Here is a 19,937-nt window from a genome sequence, read left to right on the forward strand (position 1 = left end):
TAAATCAAGAAACGTCAAGAGGCTTTAAATCACTATTTTATAAAAACCCGAAGTTCTATAAACGTCAAAAAAAATCAAAATATCGTAACAATTTTCGTAACAAATATCGAATTAGTTACGACGAAAAATGAGAGGCTGATGGTCTCTTTTTTTATGCAATAAGTTTTTTAGAAATTATCTTATACCCCCTCTACACCCCTTGTAAACACTAGCCTAGCTCCTAGAAGCCCTTATAAGCGTTTTAAAATCTTTAGCCATACCATAGGTATACTAATATTAATTATAAATGAAGATATTTAGGATATTTTAATTATTGTGATAATATTTAGCTTATAAATTCAAATTTTAGCACTTTTTTAAATTTACGCACAAAAAAAGACCGCCTTCAATAGACGGCCTAGGATAACCCATTTATATCATTTTATTCTTTAATTAGTTCTTTTTCAAGTGCGTATGTTAATACCTTAGAAAAGTTAATTCCTTCTCTTTTTCTTCTATCATATTCTTCAATTCTTCTAAATCTTCTAATGTAGCCCTATTTCTTATAAAGCCCCTAGCTGCACTCCTGGCATTTAAATATCTTGTGTATTCTCTATTTTTATCTTGCCATTTTTTATTCGCTTCTGTTTGTCCACTACTTTTATTCATTTTTTCTCCTCTAGCTTTTTTTAGAATTGCTATAAGCCTTTAAAGAAATTATTAAGGCCATTATAGATATAATCAGTGTTATAACTCTTATAGTCATTTGCTTTTAACAATGGATAAAGTATTATATTATCGACCCCGTAAGGGGGAAGGATAATTAATTATCCTTCTTGCTAGCCTTGTACTGTACGATAGCGGTTGTTAATGTTACTATCGCAGTTGCAAGGCTTATTATTTTTTCAATAATATCCATTGCTTACCTCCTTTCTATATTTATATTATACTATCGATAGTAAATTATGTCAATACTTTTTAAAAATAAGCACAAAAAAAGACCACCTAATTAAAGATGGTCTTAGTTTTTTCTATTCCTGGTCTTTTTTGTACGCCTCACTTGATATCTTAACTAGTGCTCCCAAAAGTGCATTAACCGCCGCTAGTACCGCAGTAACTCTTTCCACATGTCCGTAGTTATAAGCTCCCAGTATCGCAATTATAAAGGTACTCACTGGTATTGCTATTAGCGATATAGTTTTTAAAGTATCGTAAGTTTTGTCGTTCTTAAAAATCATTTTTTCCTCCTAAATTTCTGTACTAAAAAAGCGACTACAAAAGTAATCGCTTAATTCTTACATGCTTAATTTATATAAAGCTAATTGATTTAACGAAATCCCCTCATCCTCTGCTTCTTCCGCAAGTTTTTTATGCAATGATTTAGGCAATCTTAAATTAAATTTGCCTGAATATGTCTTATCAACTGGTTCTGGAATTTTTTCTTTATCTTCAATCATTACTTCCAAGTTGCTTGCTAGCATTTCCATTGCTAAATTGTAGCATTCTTCAAGGGTATCCCCATCTGCCCTTACTTCAGGTATTTCTTGAACTTGCCCAAAGTAATAGTCGCCATCCTCATCTTTAACTTTATGAATTTTTACATTCCATGGTAAAGATAAATAATAGTTTAACTCTTTCATAAAAATGTATTTGACTAGTCTTAGGGGAGCTAATCCTCCCCATCTAGTATTTTCAGTAGGTCTTCAACTTGATATTTTTTTACTGGATTTCTAGCTAATACTAAGTTAAAAACTTTACCGTCTGACTTTCTTTTGAAAACTTTATGACTACCAGCGTTGGATTTTCTTCTTTCAAATCCTTCCCATTCTAACACTTTTTCAATTTCGTCCGGACTAATGTTATTGGGGTTGGTCTTCATCTTCTTGATAAGCTTATCTTTTTTAGTCAAATACTTTTCACCTCCTGCTATTATAGTACCATATATAGTATCATTTGTCAAGCTAAAAAAGTATCCATGGAGTAGTATCTCCACTAGTACATCTATAAGCTACATATCTTCTTTCTCCTGATTCATCACCAATATATGAGATCCATCTATATCCGTTTTCTTCATATACAGAATCGTAGTAGATATTTTCCCACGCTCCGTACTGTGCGACTATTGGTGCATCCGTACTTGGATAAGCCCTTACATTACATACAGTAGTGGTAAATCCGTGCCAATCTTCATCTTTAACCTTGTGCCATTTAGTAGATGAAGTAGTTTTTTGCTTAGGCTTAGATTCTTCTACTGCTCCTATTGGTCTAAAGTATCTTACAGGATAATATGAATCATCTAGGTAATACCAGTATCCCTCATTCTCGTTATTTGTTGTTACTGTCCAATTAAGCCCAGCGTTACAGTGGATAATCTCTCCTTTTCTTAGGAATATTCCAGTATGGCCATACTCTCCACCGCTTCCGCCTTCTACACCTTTTACAAAGATATCTCCTTCTCTTACTTCATTATAAGAGATTTCCTTGAGATATTTGCCTTCTCTAGCTAATCTGAACAAGTCTTCTGTGGATCCATTCCACATTGTTTCAGGTATAAATTTACCTTTCTTAAGACACTTATAAACAAAAGATGAACAGTCGTCTGTAGCACTGTTATAGCTTGCTTCCTTTCCGATTCTTCCTCCACCCATAACGTATTCAGGTACATGCCATCTACTTTTTGCATAGTCTATCATTGCTTTTACACTTCCCATATTTACCTCCTTATATGTTCTTAAAAAGGACTAACTTTCGCTAGCCCTCATTGTCCTTCTCATTATCAATTATAATATTATCAACTTTAGTATTTAAAACAGTAACATCCTCTTGTATTTTCTTGACCCCTTGCTTAATCTCAGCAAGGGAAGCTCCAGAAGAAGTAGAGTGTACCTCTAGTTTCTCTGACAATCCGCCTAGTTTGCTATTAGTTCCATTAGTACTTACCGCAAACTTTTCAGTAAGATCAATTAGTTTTTGGTTATTTTCTTTTTGTAGTTGTCTATCCTCCTTCCTCTCTTCTCTTTTCGTATTAGTATCATCTATATATGTTTTTAAAAAAATAGCTGCTATTATCACTAATGGTCCATTTTTAACAATAGCTGCTGCTAGCCAATTAAGTGTCATTTTATCACCTACCTTTTATGAGTAATTAATTTTATCCTATCTTCTTCCAACCTTCAGGATATTGGCTAGGACTAAAGGTATTGCTATCTACGGTTGACTCATATATTCCCCCTTCAAAACTTACCTTGTCCCCCTTGTTATAAGCGTCATGAGCTCCAGTAGGTTGTCTAAATTCTGCCACCACTTCACTTGTGTTTCCTGCTTCATCTTTTATCGTTACGTTTAAAAACTCGGTATATAGGGAAGGTGTTGATGATGGTATCCATGTAGTTTGGCTTCTATGCTCTTGGATAACTTCATAAATTTTTCCATCAAAGATAAATTTATCTTTTTCTTTATACTCTTTACCTACCTTATACTCGTCGTATCTAGATAAGATTTCTTCCTTTTGGTCTTTCGACAAGTCTTTAGCAAGTGTGATTGTCTTTAGTATAGACTTAATTGATTGTTCTTGCTCTTCTTGTCTTTTTGCTAAATCTTCTAAAGCCTTTGATGGGCTAAACTCTCTCGCTAGCTTACCAATCGCTCTTTGCTCTAAGATATCATCTTCGACATTTGTCAAATCTCCGCTAAAAGATACGACAAAATCCCTGTAAGGCTCTTGTAGTGTGAGTCTTACCTTAGTCTCATCTGTGCCAGTGTAATATGATTTTTGTATTCTGTACATGTGTACCTCCTTAAAATTTTATATAAAAAAGAGAGTCTAAACTCTCTTAATTATTTGGTCTTATTTCTTGATATTCTCCTTCGGGTGGTAATAAAGACTTATTTGTAACTGATAAGTTATTTACATTTGGCAAATAAACTTCACTCATGTTATTTTCTTCGTATATTGTTGGATTAAATAGCTCTATACCTATATTTGCACATGCTTCATATACGTTTGTGTAAACATAAAAATATGCCATTTTATTTTTTACATATTTAAATTTATAAGTAAATTCTCTAACATTAGTTGTTGTAGGAAACATGTACCAACCTACATCTTCTTCATCTCCTATTCCAATTGAAAATCGTCCAGTTCCTTTAGAGGTTTGTTTGGTTATGCCAGAAAATATATAATTTTTTCCCTCCACTAAATTTGTTTGGTCTATCTTTATTTTTAAACTATTATAATTATTATCAATTTTATCTCGCTTCCAATAAGGCTTTTGTGCCCATAGGTTGTGCTTAACTAACATAACCCACCCCCAATCTTAACTGGTCGAAATCGACTAGTTTTAAATCTAGAGTGGATACACCTCTTGGAATACCCCCCCCGCTAGGAAAATGGCTTGTTTACTAGGTTCTAGACTGCTTTTGTTTGATATATATTGAGTTTCTGTATCTCCTTTTTCTAGTTTTATTTTTTTAAATGAAGCTGCTATATTATTCGTTTTTCCTACCACATCTGAAAATAACATTATCAACGCTGTTTGGTCTTTCTGGAATATAAAACTTTTTTCAAACTTTGAATTTCCTTTAGCAAACCACCAAGCAATATTAGATGTATTTGTAGAATCTTTTACTACAACATTTAACTTACCACTACCATTTAGTGATTGCTCCACAAAAAAACTTATTGTATACTCTTGACCCTCTTCTAAATTTTGAGGAATTTTTATAGTTTTTGAATTATATATATCATCAGCTGCATCGATTATAACGTCTTTACCTTGATATAAATTTTCATTAATTCTCACGCTGCAACCTCCTTCCTAAAAGAAGATTGCTCAATAAATCTATGAGATAGGATATACTTCCTTGAAGTACCCCCCCCGATAAAATATTGACGTTTAGCCGTTTCTATATCTTTTTCATTTGGAATAAATAACGTTCTGACCTCTCCTTTCTCTAGCTTGAGTTCTGACCTTTCTGCTGTTTTGTAATTTGTCTTACCTCCTTCGTCTACATAAATCCCTATGCAGTTCATTTTGCTTGAATCATATACAAAGCTAGCTTTAAAATCATTTACTGGCACTTTTTTTGCGTACAGCACGTTATTATCGTCTATTCCAACATTGGCAGTAAGTATAGTTGCATAACCAGAGCCATTTTTTCCTTGTTTTAATTTACAAGAAACAGTATATGTCTCTCCATCAATTAATCCACTAGGCAACACGTATCTCCAATGTTTCCAAGCCCTATCATCTGATTTTGTATAATCATTACTTAAATCTTTTTTACTAATTAAATTAGGATTAATTAACATAAATTAACCCCCTTATATCCACTATAGAGGGTAGACTTCGTGATACCCCCCCCCGATTGGGAAAATGGCTTGATTTTCAGCTTTCACTTTGCTTTTGTGTGGTATATATTGAGTTGCTGCATCTCCAAACTCTAATTTAATATTAAAAGCTTTCAACCCCACATCATCGGTTTTGCCTGCTAAATCTGTATAACAAAGAATACGCGTATTCTCTGTTTTATCAAAAGTTAATTCTAGCCTATCTTTAACACTATTCTTCTTAAAATCTTGTAAACTAGAACCTATTACTCTACCAAAATTAACATATCCTGAACCGTTTTCTGTCTGATTTAAATTTAAAGATATTGTATACTTTTTATTTTCTTCTAAATTATCGATTTCTGATTTACTTAAAATTGTAATAAAGTTATACATACCTCTGGCTTTAGGATAGCTTAAAATTTGGTCTCCTTCATATAAATTATCTCTTATTATCATAGCCCCTCCTCTCTAATAACTGATACCTTATCCTCTGGCATTGTAACAGAAGTGAAAATCATCTCGCCTGTAACTTTCTTGCCAAAGTCAATTTCATAGTCCTTGATTTGTGGAAAGACGTGTATAGCATATCTTAAAGCGTCGTCAGTCATACTATAAAAAAGGATAACTCCTTGACTTGTGGACTTGATTCTAAACTTGTACTTATCTGAGTCGACATTGACCCTCAAAAAGTCATTAGCTACTAGCTTTCCTATCTCCTTTGCCTTGACCTTAACTTCTCCATTTTCTATCACACTATCCAAAGTGTAAATCATATCACCTTGGTACTTAGTTTCACTGTCAAAAATAAGGTCTTTAAGCTTTTGGACATCATCATCTAACATGGTCTTATCAGCTTTAGGCTCTAGTTTTTTATCTATATCAGTATCAAGGTTATCAAGCTTAGACTTATACCTATCAGAAAAGTTATTATCACTAAGTCCCTTACCAGGCTCTTTGCCTACATAGTCTTTAAGTAGACTAGCCACGTCCGACTTTACTGTATCCGCTATGGTCTTAGCCTTAGAGCCTATCTCTTTAAGGGCTTGGTCTTTCTTACTTCCTATAAGGCTTATAGCTTCTGTACTGCTAGCCGTAAGCTTATCTCCTTCTAGCTTAGCAACTTCGATTATACCAGTCTTAGCTTGGCTTGTAGTCGCTTCTATATCCTTTAGGTACTTATCCCCTGTACTTGATACTTCACTAGTCTTTGTGTCGACATAAGAAGTAAATGTGTCCTTTTTCTTTGTGATTATAGTTATAGTTTGTTTGAGCTTTTCGTCAGCTTGTTTTTGTACGTCTGCTGTAATTTCTTCAAGGGTTCTTTCTGACCTTTCAGCTGTCTCCTTATCTGGCAAGTTCCTAAATCCTTGGGTAACTTTTATAATTAAATCCCTGTCGCTTGGAAAAACATATCCCCCTACACTTATATCAAGCAAATAATCATCTACCGCAAGATTACCGGGCAATGAAAAAGAGACTTCCGCACCTTTTACCGTGCTAGTCGTCTCCCAATATTTACCGATATTTGTATATAAGGCTACCTGTGCTGCCTGTCCATCAAGCTTTACCTCCCTGCCTTTTGCATCTTGCAGGATAAAAGATAAGATTGACGACCTATCCGCCTGCTTGATAACAGTACCGCCCTCAATTTGCCTTAGATTAGTAGTATCCATCTAATCACCTTCTTTCTTGCTTTCTTTAAGCTCAGCAAGTTCTTTTTTTAGTTCCTCATTTTCTTTTTGTAGATTTTTATTTTCTAAGATTAGCTTTGCATTATCGTAATCGCACTGAGCTAATCTATCAATATATATTTGTATTAATGGATCCATTCTTCCTCCTAAAATCTTGCAATCTCTTTATTTACATCTCGACCACCAGAAGCATAATAAGCATAAATTGCAATTGAATCTATTTTAACTCCCGCATTCCTGCTTTTATGGTGGATTTTTAATTCTCCATCAATATTCGTTTCAAAGACGATATCACCTAAAAATAATTTGTGAAATTCATCCATATATACGCCTTCATTTAAGACTATTGGGTGTTCACGCCCTCCATCTCCTGTGTAATTCCACCTATCAAAAGTTATATATGGAAAGTATCCTGCATAGTTATTATCATAGTAAGAAATGCTTAATTGAGATGTAGGATAGTGCCCTATCATAAAACTATATTCGCCTCGTCTCAACACTTTTTCAGATACGTTAATTACTCCAAAAGTTTTATTCTCCCAACGATTATCCCTCCACCTAATGTCGTTATATTTTAATTCAATACCCACATTATCCGAGCTATCATAAGTGGTAAAATCTCCCCTAACGCTAACGTTACCCATTAAGTCAATCTTGCTGGCTTTAATTTTGACTTGCTCTGGTGACTGGTTTATCTCTGATATAATCTTGCCTTTAGATACTTTTTTAGATATGCTATCAGCTTGTACGCTAATTTCACTTTCTAAACTTTTATAATTATCTGATACAGTAGCTGATATTTTATCGCCTTTTACAGATAGTTCGGAAAGTTCTTTACCCATATCGCTTATCGATACATTAATTCCATCGATAGTCTTTACCATTTCAAACTGCTTTTCAACGATGGGCTTTGTTTGCCCCGTCTTAGGGTCTACATAAGTTGTAGATTCTGTTATAGACTCATATATCTTACTATCAGTTTCTTCTCTTTCGGTTTTGTAAATTTTAAAACTCTCATCAGTATGTCTTCTTGCTGTTTCCACTGAGCTTTTAATTGCTTCTTCGGTAGTTTCAAACTTTATCCTAGTCTCTTCCCACATTTCTTTTGTAAGTTCTATAGTCTCTTTTACATCATCAACTATGTCTACTGGTCGATTTGTAAGGCTGATTTCATTTTCAAAAGGCTTAGATGGATAAAATCTTCCAGCTGTTATCCTAAATCGTTCCTTTGTTTTCCTATCTTTATCTATCAGATAAACAAAATCTCCAACCTCATATTTTTGAGCATAAACGCCTACTGCTTCGGATAAATCTTTAACCTTAAGCTTTATCGTCATTCTTGGTCTAGATAAAGCTTTAAGCTTTTCTGCTGCCGCTTCTTTAAGGTTCTCGATGTTTGTATATCTTTCATCTTTCCAATGATAAGTTATAGTCTTCCACGAATAGGACTTATCTTCTAAATAATCTTTACCTTCGTTTATCTGATTAATTTTAAGGCCATTCATACCTTCTGGAATAATTCTGGTGGCAAATTCAAACGATTCTTCTGTGATATCTTTATCATCAATATTAAAGTCGTCCATGAAGTAAGCCCCTCTGTCGGTGCCTAACTCTTTTCCTACAATAATTTCTTGTTTGCTTGAATTAATTTTGTACTCATAGTTAAACTTCTTTATAGCTTCATTAAAGACCTGCCAACTATCTTTGTGATCCGCTGTAATTGTCCTTCTCTCTTTGAGATTTCCGACAATCTTATAAGACCAACCCTGTGGTAAAATTCTTTTTAAAATATTTTCGAAAGTCTGATATGGGAAGTTTAAGCTCTTATTAAATTGGGCTTGTAAAGTGTAGACTGCTTGTCTGCATTCGACCTTATATCCGTCATAAAAAGGTTCAATGTTCTTTATATCATATAGCTGTCCATCTTCGATTATTTGACTTTCCACCTCAAAAAGGTGCCTATATTCCTTTGGGATTTCAAAGACTGGGCTTATTAATTCGTTTATCCCTACATCAAAATATAGATTTCTATAGTAAGAGAAAACAAACTGCTCGTCTACATCATTTTTATAGACTAACATAAAACCCTCCCTTCAAACTCTAAAAAACATCTAAAGCCTTCTTTACCTTCCACCAGTATATCCACATAGTCTGTGATATAAGGAAAGCTAGTTAATTCTAACTGATCTATACCATCAGTTTTATATAGTCCCTTTTCTGAGTCTATAATAGCACTGCCATCTATTCCACGAATACTCATATCATCATCAAATCCCTTGATTGTAACTTTATAAGGAGTTTTCCCCTCCAGCCTTATTCTGCAAGGCGTTGGAAGATTTCCGTTATTATAAATTCTAACAATTTCACCTATAGGGATTTCGTTTATCTGAGTATTTAACATCGCTATTGCTTTGCCTTTATAGGTGATATTTTGATAAAAGTATCTTGTTTCGATTCCTTCTTCTAAAAATCTACCTTGATAAAATATTTCATTATCAAAGGTTATCTTTGCATATTCTAAAATACTTGATACTTTATTTCTGTTTTTTCTTATCTCTTCTTTAGTTCCTTTAAATTCTATAGTAAAAGAGACAGGGGCGAAAGCTGTCCTTTTTTTACTATAAAAAACTAGACCATTATCAGTTTTAAACTCATCTCTAACGACTTCGGTATTCCCAATTATAGGATATGCCAAAACATGAGCATTATATGGTCTTAAATCTTTAATTAAATTAAACGCTATCACCCTCTACGCCTCTTTTCTTTACTGATTTCTTGGCTAACTATAGGAGTAACCGCTCTTCCGATTTCTCTTGAATCAAGATTGATTACACTTGTAACATCGCCATTGGTAACTTGGACTTCGACTTCTTGTTTATTTTGTATTGCTCCACCTGCAAAACTATAAGCTAAATTAGCTCCTAACTGCTTATTATCAAATAGAACTGCATTTTTAGCCTTATTTCTTATAGCTTCCATTGTGTTTTTGATTTTATTTACTACAAAACCTTCTTCATCTTCGATACCAATTCCTAAACCTTTGGTAAGCATTCGACCGACTTCGTCCCTCATCACTCTTGAAGGTGAGTGGATAGCGGCTGCTCTTTTAGCTGCCCATACTGCAGCTTGCATAACTGATACTGCCGCCGATATTACTCCAGACCTACCGCCATATATACCACCAGCTAGTCCAGACATTAAATTATATCCAGCAGAAGAGAAAGAACCCCTATATCCGTTGATAGTACTTGCCATACTAGAACACATTGAGGATACAGTCGACTTAGCCCTATTTGCTCCGCTATTTATAGCATTTACAAGTCCATTCATCATAGATGTAGCGTTAGACCTTACTTGATTTGCTGTGCTTATCATCTTTGAGTTTATATTGTTACTCATGCTGTTAAATTGATTCTTGACCTTGTTAGCTCCATTTGTAACGGTAGAGGTAAAGTTATTCATCATGCTTCTAGATTGATTTGAAATATTAGAGCTTAGGCTACTAAAGGTTGAATTTATTCTAGATTGTAAACTGCTAAAAGCACTTTGTACCCTATTAGCTCCGCTACTAACGCTTGACGTTATGCTATTCATCATCGAATTAGCACTTGCACTTGCTCGACTAGAAGTAGCATTTAGGCTTGATTGGATTTTATTACCCATAGAATTAACATCAGATACAACTTTATTAGCTCCAGAGCTTATAGCGGCACTATAGCCATCCATAGATGTACGTCCTGCACTTTCAAATCCTGATACCTTACTATCTAAAGAACTTACTGCTCCTTGACCTACGGCTTCTGTAGACGCTTCTACACTAGGTTTAGATGAGTCAATACCGCTTGCAAATTTATTTCCTAATTCTGTTCCTTTAGCTTGTGCTTCTTGACTGCTTGCATTTAATTTTTCAGTTGCACTTTGACCCAGCATTTGAGACCTTGTCGTAACGTCCATAGTTGAACGCCCTATACCTTCAGCAAAATTAGTTCCAGTATTTAATCCCGATTGTTGAGCGTCATTAAAGAGTAAAGAAGACCTAGCTTCAAGAGGATTAGCAAAGGTATTTTGATAAGCGGAAGAAACATTCATTTCACCACTAGATACGCCTTCACCATATGCACTTGCATTTTGATATCCTAATTGTCTTAAGGCTTCTTGAATATTAGCTTCATTTAACCCCATATTTCTAAGGGCTATATAAGCTTGCTCCGCTGTTGCTTTACCTGCATTAGTTCCTGCTCCAAAGCCTTCCATGTTCAAGAGTCCAGCTTGGTTCATTGCTTCTATAGCTTGTAAAGAGGTTAGCCCAGAGTCTATAAGCTGTCTGTACACTCCTAAAGCCGCTTCACTAGCCGATTGTGAACCTTGACCGAAAGCGTCGACATTTATTTGACCTTTGGAATACATTTCATCAAAGGCTTCTAGTTCAGTAAGTCCCATATCCATCATGGTCTTATATTCATTTAAAATACTTTCCTTACCCTCGGCTGTCCCTGTTTGATAGCCTTCCATGTTCTTTCTAGCAATCTCGGTGGTTTTTTCTACAGCTTCAATTTCGCTAAAACCATCCTCCATAAATTGTTTGAGCATTTCTCGGTAAGTTTGTCCGCCTTGTTCTGTACCATTGACGTATCCATCGATATTTAGACCTGCAATCTCAAAGAATTTTTCAGCCGCTTCCATAGTTTCAAGTCCAGATGTCCTTATAGCAGTATAAGCACTCCTTACGCTTCCAGACCCTTCGTATATAGCTTGGGCATATTCTTCTACGCTTGCCTTTCCTTCTTGCCTTATAAGAGCCCTAGCGTCTGAGTCCGATACTCCGCCTTGGATTAGGTCTTTATAGGCTGTTGATATATCTGTAGTTCCATCTCTTAGACCATCAACTACGCCCTTTACCATATTCTCACCAGTTGGCTTAGTCTCGGCACCATCTATAGACTCATTAACTTTTTTAGGTAGGTTTTTAGCTTCATCTGAAACTTGATTTTCATTTTCGTTCCAGCCTTGCTTTATGCCATCTATAAAGGATTTTCCTATTTCTTTAAGCTTTCCTACTCCAGCTTTTAACTTACTACCTAAAACTGATATCAACCCTTTAGCTTGGACATCTGCAAAAAATCCTTTAGCCGCATTAATACCATCACCTATTTTATTTACTAATGATTTCCCAACGTTTACAAGAGCACTCGCTCCTTGCTTTATCTTACTTGCTATAGACCCTACAATTTTACCAGCAGAATTTGCTATCTTAGGTAAGTCTAGATTAAATCCCTTTATCAAAAATGCAACTAATATCGCTCCAACCGCCACTAGTCCAACAGGATTAGATAAGACTCCTGCAATTAAAGGTATTATCTTGGCTGCTAATCCAGATATAAGGGTAAATCCTTTAGAAATACCGCCGCCTAAAGTAGTCATTAATCCCTTACCGATTGCAGCAAATTTGCTACCTCCAACTTTATTTATTCCGCTTGATAAAGCTGTTACGATACTACTTCCAATGCTAGAAAGCCTACCAGAACCTGTTTTTAAACCTTCGATTAAAGGACTAATCAATTTTGATCCAGACGCTTTTAAATTTGAAGCCTTGCTAGCAATCCCTTTAGCAATATTATCTACAAGCTTTCCACCTGCAGTATTTAATTTTAAGCCCTTATTATTAAAAGACTGTATTAAACTACTAATTACACCATCAGCCGACTTGCTAACAGCTAGCTTTTCACCTAATAAACCTTTAGCTAAAGACGACATCATTTTTTTAGCTACTGCTGGTCCTTTAAAGGCTGCAAAGGCTATAGATAAAGCCATCAATATTTGAGGTACCGCCTTTATAATTACATCTGGATTTTCAGCGATTCCTCTTGCTATGGCTTTAAGTAGGTCAAGACCGACTTTTAAAAGTTTTACAGCATTTCTATTAAAGCTTTCTGCTAGTTTTCCTATAATTTCTATAGCTTTAGGCACTAAGATATGAGCATTAGCTGTTAAACCTTCCGCAAGTTTAACTAAAATATCTCCGCCTACATCAAATAATTTAGCCCCTACTTCCATAAAAGCCGATACAAGGCTTGTAATTATCTTTGCTGCACTACTTGCTAATTTAGACGAATTATTTTGTAATCCATCTAGAAAGCTTAAAATTATAGTTTTTCCTGCTTCAATGAACTTAGGAGCCTTACCAGCTATCGCTACCGCTCCTTCTGCTATCATATCTCCTAATACTTTTGGCAGTTGTCCTATATCTGTTGATACCACTTTATTAAGTCTATCTACTTGCTTGGTAACAGATTGTACAACCTCTCTAAAAGGCGTATCTACATTCTCGAATAAAGCTATTCCTAGCCCCTCTAAGGCAGACTTTAATATAGTTAAATCGCCCTTAAGGTTATCATTCATGGTCTTAGCCATTTTCTCTGCAGCACCTGTGGAGTTATTGATAGAGTTAGTTAATTTATTAAAATCTTCATCGCTCGCATTTAAAATCGCAAGCATACCTGCCATCGCTTCTTTACCAAATAAGGTGGAAGCGGCTTGTACTTTTTGAGACTCGCTTAATCCCTTAAAGGAGTTCCTCATCTCGACCATTAATTGACTAAAAGGCTTCATCTGTCCGCTGGAGTCAGTTATTGATATACCTAAAGCCTGCATCTCCGACTTAACTTTGCCTGTAGGGCTCGCCAATCTAGCTAGAGATGTTTTTAAGGAAGTTCCAGCTTGTGCTTATGTTATCGTAAAAGTTCTTTATCTTTTACCTCTTATAATTTCTTATAAGTTCAGACTATATCTTCAACGTCAACTTAATGTTACGTTGCTATGCGCTCGTGGAGTTTTTGACATATAAAAAACACAGTAGATACTGTGCTTATACTTAGTCTAATCACTCTAGTCGTTACACCTTCCTAATATTTCTATTAGGCTTGGCTCGGGATTAACTTATTAAATAAAATATTATATATATACAACTTCGTTTTTTTCGAATTTGCTCTTTTATAAGGTATTCTTATCAATTTAATATTATTACTTAAGCAAAATTCATTTTTAATTAAGTCATTCTTTTTAGTTCGTTCAAATTCTTTAATTCCAAACTTAGGTTTAATGTGTTGTTCCCCATCAAACTCTATAAGGCACTGTAAAGTCCCGTCTGTATTAAAGATAGCAAAGTCAAAAGGTAAAGGTCTTATATTTCTACATTCATCTAATCTAAATTGAGTTTTATAATTTATATTGTTTTCGTCCAAGAAATTTTTAATATATGTTTCTCCGTGCGAACTTTTGCATATTGGACACCCTGAAGATAAGTTAAATATCCTAGTAGGACTTGCCATAAAAATATTGCCACATTCGTTATGCTTTATTCGTGCCTTTCTTGATGCACTAACATAATCCCCAACAATTTCATACTCATTATTTGTAGAAATCTTCATTCTTTTATTTGCTTCTTTTGAAGTCATAGAATTTGATTTTGCAGATTTTTTATATCTTTCCTTAGGACACCTCTGACCTTTTAAAAAAGCTTTAGGGGTCATATTAAATTCATGTCCACATTTATTATGTTTAAATCTAACATATTCTTTATTCGACTTATATCTGCTTAAAACTTCATACTCTCCATTAGTCAATTGTCTGACTTCATTAACAAATTCATCATGACTTTTTTGCTGATTGTTAGCACAATTAGGACAACCAAATCCATTAATCAAAGTTTCTGTATTAGCTTTCCAAACATAACCACATTTTATATGTTTAACTAATGTTTTAGTTCTTCTATTTATATATTTTCCCAATAAGATAAATTCACCTTTTCCATGTGCTTTATCAATCCTATTCTGAACTTCTTTTTGACTTAATTTCTTCATTCATAACGCCTTTCATATAGTTTATTATACTCTTTGTTCCGACGTTATCCATTATATATTTTAATTTATTAACTTAGCATTCCCCGAATTCACATAGTTATTTTTCTTATTAATTTCTTAATAAGCGGGCCACAATTTTAACCCTTTAATGCCTTGATTGGCCATCAATCCTAAAGCAACGGATACATCTTGTACCTTATATCCTAATGCTCCAGCTACAGGGGCTACATACTTAAAGGATTCGCCTAGCATAGATACATTGGTATTAGAATTAGTTGAGGTTGCCGCTAATACATCGACAAATTCGTTTGTATCTTTAGTACTCAGACCAAAGGCGGTCAAAGCGTCTGTTACAATATCAGACGTACGCCCTAAATCTTCACCAGACGCCGCTGCAAGGTTCATAACTCCAGGTAGACCATCAAGCATTTCTTGACTCTTCCAGCCTGCCATACCCATGTACTTAAGGGCTTCTGCTGATTGAGTAGCTGAAAACTTGGTAGTAGCTCCCATTTCTTTAGCTTTATCTCTTAAGGCTTGTAGGTCTTTTCCTCTCGCTCCTGATATCGCTTCAACTTCGCTCATTGCAGCGTCAAAATCAGTACCAGCCTTTACAGAATAAGCACCAAAGGCACCAACAGCTAATCCTGCGACCTTAAATCCTGTCTTGATTCCATTTATTGCCCTACTTGTAACGCCTTCTATACTCTTACCAGCTGCACTTGCCATCGTTGATAGAGAAGCAAGCCCACTTTTAAATCCTGAGGTGTCTAGCTTGGTATCAAATAGCAATTTACCATCACTTGCCATAATTCACCCCACTTTCTTTATATTTGCATGCTTGCCATCATAGACCTAGCAAAGGCTTTTTCTTTTTCTTCCTCCGTCCTCTCATCTGGCAAAGCATATATTTTTTTCATTTCTCTATAATATTTCTTTTCTTCTTTGCTCATCTTAGATGTAATTTTCATAGATCTAAAAGACATTATTTTTGAGAAAAGACACTTGTCATTTAAGCTATTAAAAAGAGCTTTAAATTCCCACCAATGAAGATTAACGGTAAAAAGGTTTATATTATAACATTCCATAAAGGCTGAATATATATAGGACCAGTCATATTCATAAGAGTATATCTTATTTTTTTCGCTAAAATCCGAATCTTTTTCCTCATCTTCTTCCGCCTTTTTTTCGTTTTTTATCTTCTCACCTAAACCATAGAAGCACATCAATTCATCGAATAATTTTTCTAAATCATCTAGTCTTGTCATAGTAAACTCATCTACTAAGCAAGTATCTAAGACCTCCATAATTTGTTTTTCTGCTTCTTTATCTTCATCAAGCATTATTTCTTCGTATCTAATCCAAATCCTAAAATCCGTATTTATAGCAATTTCTTTGCCATTAACGGTAATAGTTTTTGGTAGTCCTTTTATAAGGTTATTCACTTTTCATCAACTATAATCCCATCAAGAGCAGGACCTTTTTCTCCAAATTTAAATGTATTTGTAAGCTTTTCAAGCTCCTTATTTGCCTTATCCACTTCCTCTACTAGATAATTTCCAATAGCTAAATAATCAGTAAGCAAGAGCTCATCTCCTCCAAATACCTTTTCTTGGATATTATCCATTGCACCAAAGCCTAAGATTGTATCATAAGCCTTTCTAAGAGCTTGTTTAGCCTCGGTAGAAGACATTGTATTGAAGTCTAGCTTTCCTATTTCAGTTAGTTTCTTAGCTAAATCTGTATCATGCTCAATTTCATAATTTAATGATTGTGTATCACCATTAATATCTTGAAATTCAAATTCAAACTTAATTAATTGTCTTTTTTGTCTTTTAAATGCCATGAAATTCTCCTTTATTTTTAATTATTTCTAAATAAAAAAGGGAGCATAAAGCTCCCATAATATTTTAATTAAGCAGTTCTTCCTGATGTTCCTTCAGACGCTTTTTTTGCAGTACCTTCTGTAAATTTAATTGTTAACCATTCAGTATCGCCATCGCCTAACTCTGCATATCCTTCAACTGGGGCTCCATTAGCTTTGAAGCTTCCAGAATATTGATAAGCGTCTGTACCATCTCCAGCAGAATCCGGAACGATTGTATGATTTCTTTTAATGGCATAATATTTTCCAGTTTGTCCTTCAATTTCTTTTGCAAAATCAACTACCACTATATTAACTGTAGCGTCATCGGCTAGTTGCTCTTTATCAAAAACTTCTTGAATTCTTTCGTGAACTGGGTTACCCTTATATCTATCTAGAGTAAAGTCAGTTGTTGAAGTCATACCAGTTACTGCAGTTCTTTCTGATTTCTCATCAACGTATTTTCTTGAATATTCTTCGGTTTCTTTAGATGTTGGAAGGTCTGTAAAACCTTTCATTCTGTAGTATTTTCCCTCTACTTCCATAAAGGAGACCACATCAGCCCTTAATACTAGACCTTTAAATTCTTTTAAATTTTGTAATGTTGTAGCTTCAGCCATTGTTTACCTCCATATAAACTAATCTCATTTGTATTTGATACTGACCAGAACCTGTTTCAGCACTAGACAAGTATCCATTCGTTACTATTTCTAACTTTAAAGGGTATTTATCCCCATCTAATTTAGGAAATATTTTCTTATAATTTCTTTCTTCAATCCAATTAACTAATTTATCAAAGAAAGCACTATTTTCTAATTGTGTAACTGTATCACCGTCCATATAATTTCTTGTAGTAAAGATGAATCCAAATTGTTTCAACTCATCACCATCTACATATTTTTTAATTAACGGCGTTATAGGCTCGGTATAAATGCCATATTCTATAGGTTGGTCTCCTAAAAAATCAACATTTAGCCTTGCCTCACTATCTAACAAATCACAATCAAGAAAATATTCCCTTATACTTTCTATTATCGACTTCATTTTGCCTTAGCTCCTGCTATGCTGGCTGCACCTCTTAAGATTGAGTCTTTATGGCTTGACTTCATTCTCTCAAACCACCTGTTTCCCCTCATAGGTGCTCCTTGGAAGTTAGCAGGCTCATAATACCACCTCTTAGCGTATGGTGTTTGCTGTACTATCCTTCCACTTCCTATGCTCGTCTGACTAGTTGCTGACCCTATAAGAGTTCCCACATCTTTAGGAGTATAGGGGTCCATTCTTCTTATACATTCGCTGTCGATAAACTTCTGCACCTCTCCACCTGTATCTAGGTCTCTTTTCTTTAGGGCTTTAACTTTGTCGAAATCGAACTTATCAAAAAAAATCATTAATTCGCCCCTATTCTTGTATGCTGCATATCTTTAGAACCAAAATCAAAAACATCTGAAACAGTTACAATCTTCGCCTTGTACTTTTTCTCATAATCTTTAGCTGTTTTTAACTGTTCTATTTCTTTATCTTCGTCATTTCTGATTATTAAGTCCTCAACATCTATTTCTCTTAAGAGCTCATTAGGTATAAAACAAGTTATCTTGTCTATATCGTCCCTATTTCTAGCAGTACGATTAGTATTTATCCCCCTAGTTTCTTCCCAATGGCAAGGGTAAGTCCCTAATACAACGTATTTATTTTCTCGATTGACTATTTTTTTCTTAAGTATCGTTACTTTTGCATTAGTTATCATCTATCCCCCTATACATCAGCCCAGTATGGATAAACGCTTCTCTTATCATTTCATCAATCACGTTTTTGGTGAATCTATCTTTTTCATTAACAGATATACTATTAGCTTGTGCATATTCCACCTTATATTGACCTACAGACTCCGATTTTATATTTTGTGATGAATTGCCCTCGATATTATTTAAAAGCTCTCTAGAGTTAAAATAGAGTGTATTTATAATATCTTGCGTTACATCATCAATCCTTTTTTGTAAAGTTTTATCTCCATCACTTATTCTTTCAAAGGTCAAACAATCTATACGCCTTCTAATCCTCCTTTGTAGGGAGAGAAAAAGCCCCTCAGTTATATCTACATTAGGGCTTTTTTCTTTAAATTCACTATAGGTTAACATTAATTAACCCCTTTCTAAATTAAGCTGCTGGGTTAGCTGTTTCTCCATCAGCTGGTTTTAACGCTTCAAGTTTAGTTAGGACTCTAGCAATTGGAATTTGGTTAAGTGGGAATGTTCCATCTGCATTTTTAACTACTTCCCAGTTGGCTCCCTTTCTCAATTCATCATCTGTTGGTGATAATGAAGCCATAGAAGCCTCAGTAAATGAAATACCTCTTGGAGCATAGCAGAACCTATCTCTAGTGTATAGGGTATCTTCTCCACCATTTTTCATTGGGTTTCTGTCAGTTTCATAAGGAACTTTAGCACCTGCTTTTGTATATTCAAAAGCACCTTGACCAAAGATATATGTTGTATATTCTCCCTCTTTGCTAACTGGTAAAGAATCATCAATAATAATTGGTCTACCATTTAGATTTGCAAGAGCCATTGGTCTTTCTATTCCTCTGCTATCTGTGTATTTTGCATATTGAATTAAATTTAGGTTTTCAAGTTGAGTTGCTACAGCTGAGTTCATAATAGCTGCTGCAAAGTTTTTCTTTCTTGCTCCGAAGGCTTGTTGTAGTGCGTTATTTAAAGTTACTTGTCCAAATACCCTATCTTTATAAGTATGAGCGTCTACAAATTTTTTATCCTCTGCCTTGGTCATTGAGAAGATACCTTCAAGGATTGCAAGAAGCGAATCTTGCTTTAAGTCTGCCCACCAATCTAATAATTGATTAGCGACAGTTCTCATAGGGTCGTGACCGCCTGTTATATCAAAAACAAAGTCCTTTTCAGTCCAGCTATGAGCTCTACCAATAACCACTCTTTTTTGATAAAAAGTATTTGTAGAATCAGACTTGATATCTGTTAATCCATCGTAATTGTCAGCTTGTCCTGATAGGATACCAGCAATTGGAGTAACAATAATATTACCGCCTACTTGCTCGTCCATTCTAGTTTTTAGGTCTGCCCTTTCTACAATAGCAGATGATGTTAGTAGTTCGTTTGTTCTTTCTCTCTCGATTGTATCAACGTATTTTTCAAATACTTCCGCATTAAAATATGTTTTGTCAAATAATTTAGGCATTA

General features: G+C 34.7%; 25 protein-coding genes and 1 pseudogene. All 26 read right to left on the bottom strand.

Annotated features, from left to right (window positions below; genetic code table 11):
* Positions 1-456: 456 nt before the first annotated feature.
* Positions 457-648 (bottom strand): hypothetical protein, encoded by a 192-nt coding sequence (locus tag HMPREF0077_RS01390; RefSeq protein ID WP_004836056.1) that lies wholly within the window; start codon positions 646-648, stop codon positions 457-459.
* A gap of 362 nt (positions 649-1,010) precedes the next feature.
* A complete protein-coding gene (locus HMPREF0077_RS01395) occupies positions 1,011-1,217 on the bottom strand; it encodes a phage holin (protein ID WP_004836057.1) in 207 nt (68 codons plus the stop codon).
* 57 nt (positions 1,218-1,274) lie between these two features.
* Positions 1,275-1,619, bottom strand: coding sequence for a type II toxin-antitoxin system HicB family antitoxin (locus HMPREF0077_RS01400; RefSeq protein ID WP_004836058.1), 345 nt, complete (start codon positions 1,617-1,619; stop codon positions 1,275-1,277).
* Positions 1,620-1,648: 29 nt separating this feature from the next.
* Complete coding sequence (locus HMPREF0077_RS01405; protein ID WP_155811715.1) at positions 1,649-1,888, bottom strand: type II toxin-antitoxin system HicA family toxin; 240 nt, start codon at positions 1,886-1,888, stop codon at positions 1,649-1,651.
* 52 nt (positions 1,889-1,940) lie between these two features.
* Positions 1,941-2,690, bottom strand: coding sequence for a peptidoglycan amidohydrolase family protein (locus tag HMPREF0077_RS01410; RefSeq protein ID WP_004836060.1), 750 nt, complete (start codon positions 2,688-2,690; stop codon positions 1,941-1,943).
* A gap of 40 nt (positions 2,691-2,730) precedes the next feature.
* Complete coding sequence (locus HMPREF0077_RS01415; protein WP_004836061.1) at positions 2,731-3,099, bottom strand: hypothetical protein; 369 nt, start codon at positions 3,097-3,099, stop codon at positions 2,731-2,733.
* A 31-nt stretch (positions 3,100-3,130) separates the two neighbouring features.
* Positions 3,131-3,766, bottom strand: a complete 636-nt coding sequence (locus HMPREF0077_RS01420; RefSeq protein WP_004836062.1) for a carbohydrate-binding protein — start codon at positions 3,764-3,766, stop codon at positions 3,131-3,133.
* Positions 3,767-3,812: 46 nt separating this feature from the next.
* Positions 3,813-4,280: a hypothetical protein gene (locus HMPREF0077_RS01425; RefSeq protein WP_004836063.1), complete on the bottom strand. Its 468-nt coding sequence runs from the start codon at positions 4,278-4,280 to the stop codon at positions 3,813-3,815.
* A gap of 45 nt (positions 4,281-4,325) precedes the next feature.
* The gene (locus HMPREF0077_RS01430; protein ID WP_004836064.1) at positions 4,326-4,781 is read right to left on the bottom strand and encodes a hypothetical protein; all 456 of its coding nucleotides are present in this window, start codon (positions 4,779-4,781) and stop codon (positions 4,326-4,328) included.
* The gene (locus HMPREF0077_RS01435) at positions 4,778-5,290 is read right to left on the bottom strand and encodes a hypothetical protein (RefSeq protein ID WP_004836065.1); all 513 of its coding nucleotides are present in this window, start codon (positions 5,288-5,290) and stop codon (positions 4,778-4,780) included. Before HMPREF0077_RS01435 ends, HMPREF0077_RS01430 begins: the two co-directional genes overlap by 4 nt.
* A gap of 21 nt (positions 5,291-5,311) precedes the next feature.
* Positions 5,312-5,767 carry a hypothetical protein gene (locus tag HMPREF0077_RS01440; protein ID WP_004836066.1) on the bottom strand — a complete coding sequence of 152 codons (456 nt, stop codon included), beginning with the start codon at positions 5,765-5,767 and terminating at the stop codon, positions 5,312-5,314.
* Positions 5,764-6,984, bottom strand: coding sequence for a hypothetical protein (locus tag HMPREF0077_RS01445; RefSeq protein ID WP_004836067.1), 1,221 nt, complete (start codon positions 6,982-6,984; stop codon positions 5,764-5,766). The genes HMPREF0077_RS01440 and HMPREF0077_RS01445 overlap by 4 nt, the downstream gene beginning before the upstream one ends.
* Positions 6,985-7,140, bottom strand: coding sequence for a hypothetical protein (locus HMPREF0077_RS10740; protein WP_004836068.1), 156 nt, complete (start codon positions 7,138-7,140; stop codon positions 6,985-6,987). It abuts the gene before it with no gap.
* Between the two features lie 8 nt (positions 7,141-7,148).
* A complete protein-coding gene (locus HMPREF0077_RS01450) occupies positions 7,149-9,083 on the bottom strand; it encodes a phage tail protein (protein WP_004836069.1) in 1,935 nt (644 codons plus the stop codon).
* Positions 9,077-9,748, bottom strand: a complete 672-nt coding sequence (locus HMPREF0077_RS01455; protein WP_004836070.1) for a hypothetical protein — start codon at positions 9,746-9,748, stop codon at positions 9,077-9,079. Before HMPREF0077_RS01455 ends, HMPREF0077_RS01450 begins: the two co-directional genes overlap by 7 nt.
* Positions 9,745-13,710: pseudogene (locus HMPREF0077_RS01460) on the bottom strand (phage tail tape measure protein); the annotation flags it as partial. The pseudogene HMPREF0077_RS01460 and the gene HMPREF0077_RS01455, both read right to left, overlap by 4 nt.
* Positions 13,711-13,916: 206 nt before the next feature.
* A complete protein-coding gene (locus HMPREF0077_RS01465; protein ID WP_052588090.1) occupies positions 13,917-14,861 on the bottom strand; it encodes a PDDEXK family nuclease in 945 nt (314 codons plus the stop codon).
* A gap of 117 nt (positions 14,862-14,978) precedes the next feature.
* On the bottom strand, positions 14,979-15,671 hold the full coding sequence (locus HMPREF0077_RS01470) for a phage tail tape measure protein (protein ID WP_004836072.1): 693 nt from the start codon (positions 15,669-15,671) through the stop codon (positions 14,979-14,981).
* Between the two features lie 17 nt (positions 15,672-15,688).
* Positions 15,689-16,306 (bottom strand): Gp15 family bacteriophage protein, encoded by a 618-nt coding sequence (locus HMPREF0077_RS01475; protein WP_004836073.1) that lies wholly within the window; start codon positions 16,304-16,306, stop codon positions 15,689-15,691.
* Positions 16,303-16,707, bottom strand: coding sequence for a hypothetical protein (locus HMPREF0077_RS01480; protein ID WP_004836074.1), 405 nt, complete (start codon positions 16,705-16,707; stop codon positions 16,303-16,305). The genes HMPREF0077_RS01475 and HMPREF0077_RS01480 overlap by 4 nt, the downstream gene beginning before the upstream one ends.
* A 68-nt stretch (positions 16,708-16,775) precedes the next feature.
* Positions 16,776-17,345 carry a phage tail tube protein gene (locus HMPREF0077_RS01485; RefSeq protein WP_004836075.1) on the bottom strand — a complete coding sequence of 190 codons (570 nt, stop codon included), beginning with the start codon at positions 17,343-17,345 and terminating at the stop codon, positions 16,776-16,778.
* Positions 17,338-17,769, bottom strand: coding sequence for a hypothetical protein (locus HMPREF0077_RS01490; RefSeq protein WP_004836076.1), 432 nt, complete (start codon positions 17,767-17,769; stop codon positions 17,338-17,340). Before HMPREF0077_RS01490 ends, HMPREF0077_RS01485 begins: the two co-directional genes overlap by 8 nt.
* On the bottom strand, positions 17,766-18,116 hold the full coding sequence (locus HMPREF0077_RS01495) for a minor capsid protein (protein ID WP_004836077.1): 351 nt from the start codon (positions 18,114-18,116) through the stop codon (positions 17,766-17,768). The genes HMPREF0077_RS01490 and HMPREF0077_RS01495 overlap by 4 nt, the downstream gene beginning before the upstream one ends.
* Entirely contained in the window at positions 18,116-18,472 is a 357-nt protein-coding gene (locus HMPREF0077_RS01500) for a hypothetical protein (protein WP_004836078.1), read from the bottom strand. The genes HMPREF0077_RS01495 and HMPREF0077_RS01500 overlap by 1 nt, the downstream gene beginning before the upstream one ends.
* The gene (locus HMPREF0077_RS01505) at positions 18,462-18,863 is read right to left on the bottom strand and encodes a head-tail connector protein (RefSeq protein WP_004836079.1); all 402 of its coding nucleotides are present in this window, start codon (positions 18,861-18,863) and stop codon (positions 18,462-18,464) included. The genes HMPREF0077_RS01500 and HMPREF0077_RS01505 overlap by 11 nt, the downstream gene beginning before the upstream one ends.
* Positions 18,864-18,882: 19 nt before the next feature.
* Positions 18,883-19,935: a hypothetical protein gene (locus tag HMPREF0077_RS01510; RefSeq protein WP_004836081.1), complete on the bottom strand. Its 1,053-nt coding sequence runs from the start codon at positions 19,933-19,935 to the stop codon at positions 18,883-18,885.
* Positions 19,936-19,937 lie beyond the last annotated feature (2 nt).

The sequence above is a fragment of the Anaerococcus tetradius ATCC 35098 genome (genome assembly GCF_000159095.1).
In the GTDB taxonomy this organism is placed as follows: Bacteria; Bacillota; Clostridia; order Tissierellales; family Peptoniphilaceae; genus Anaerococcus; species Anaerococcus tetradius.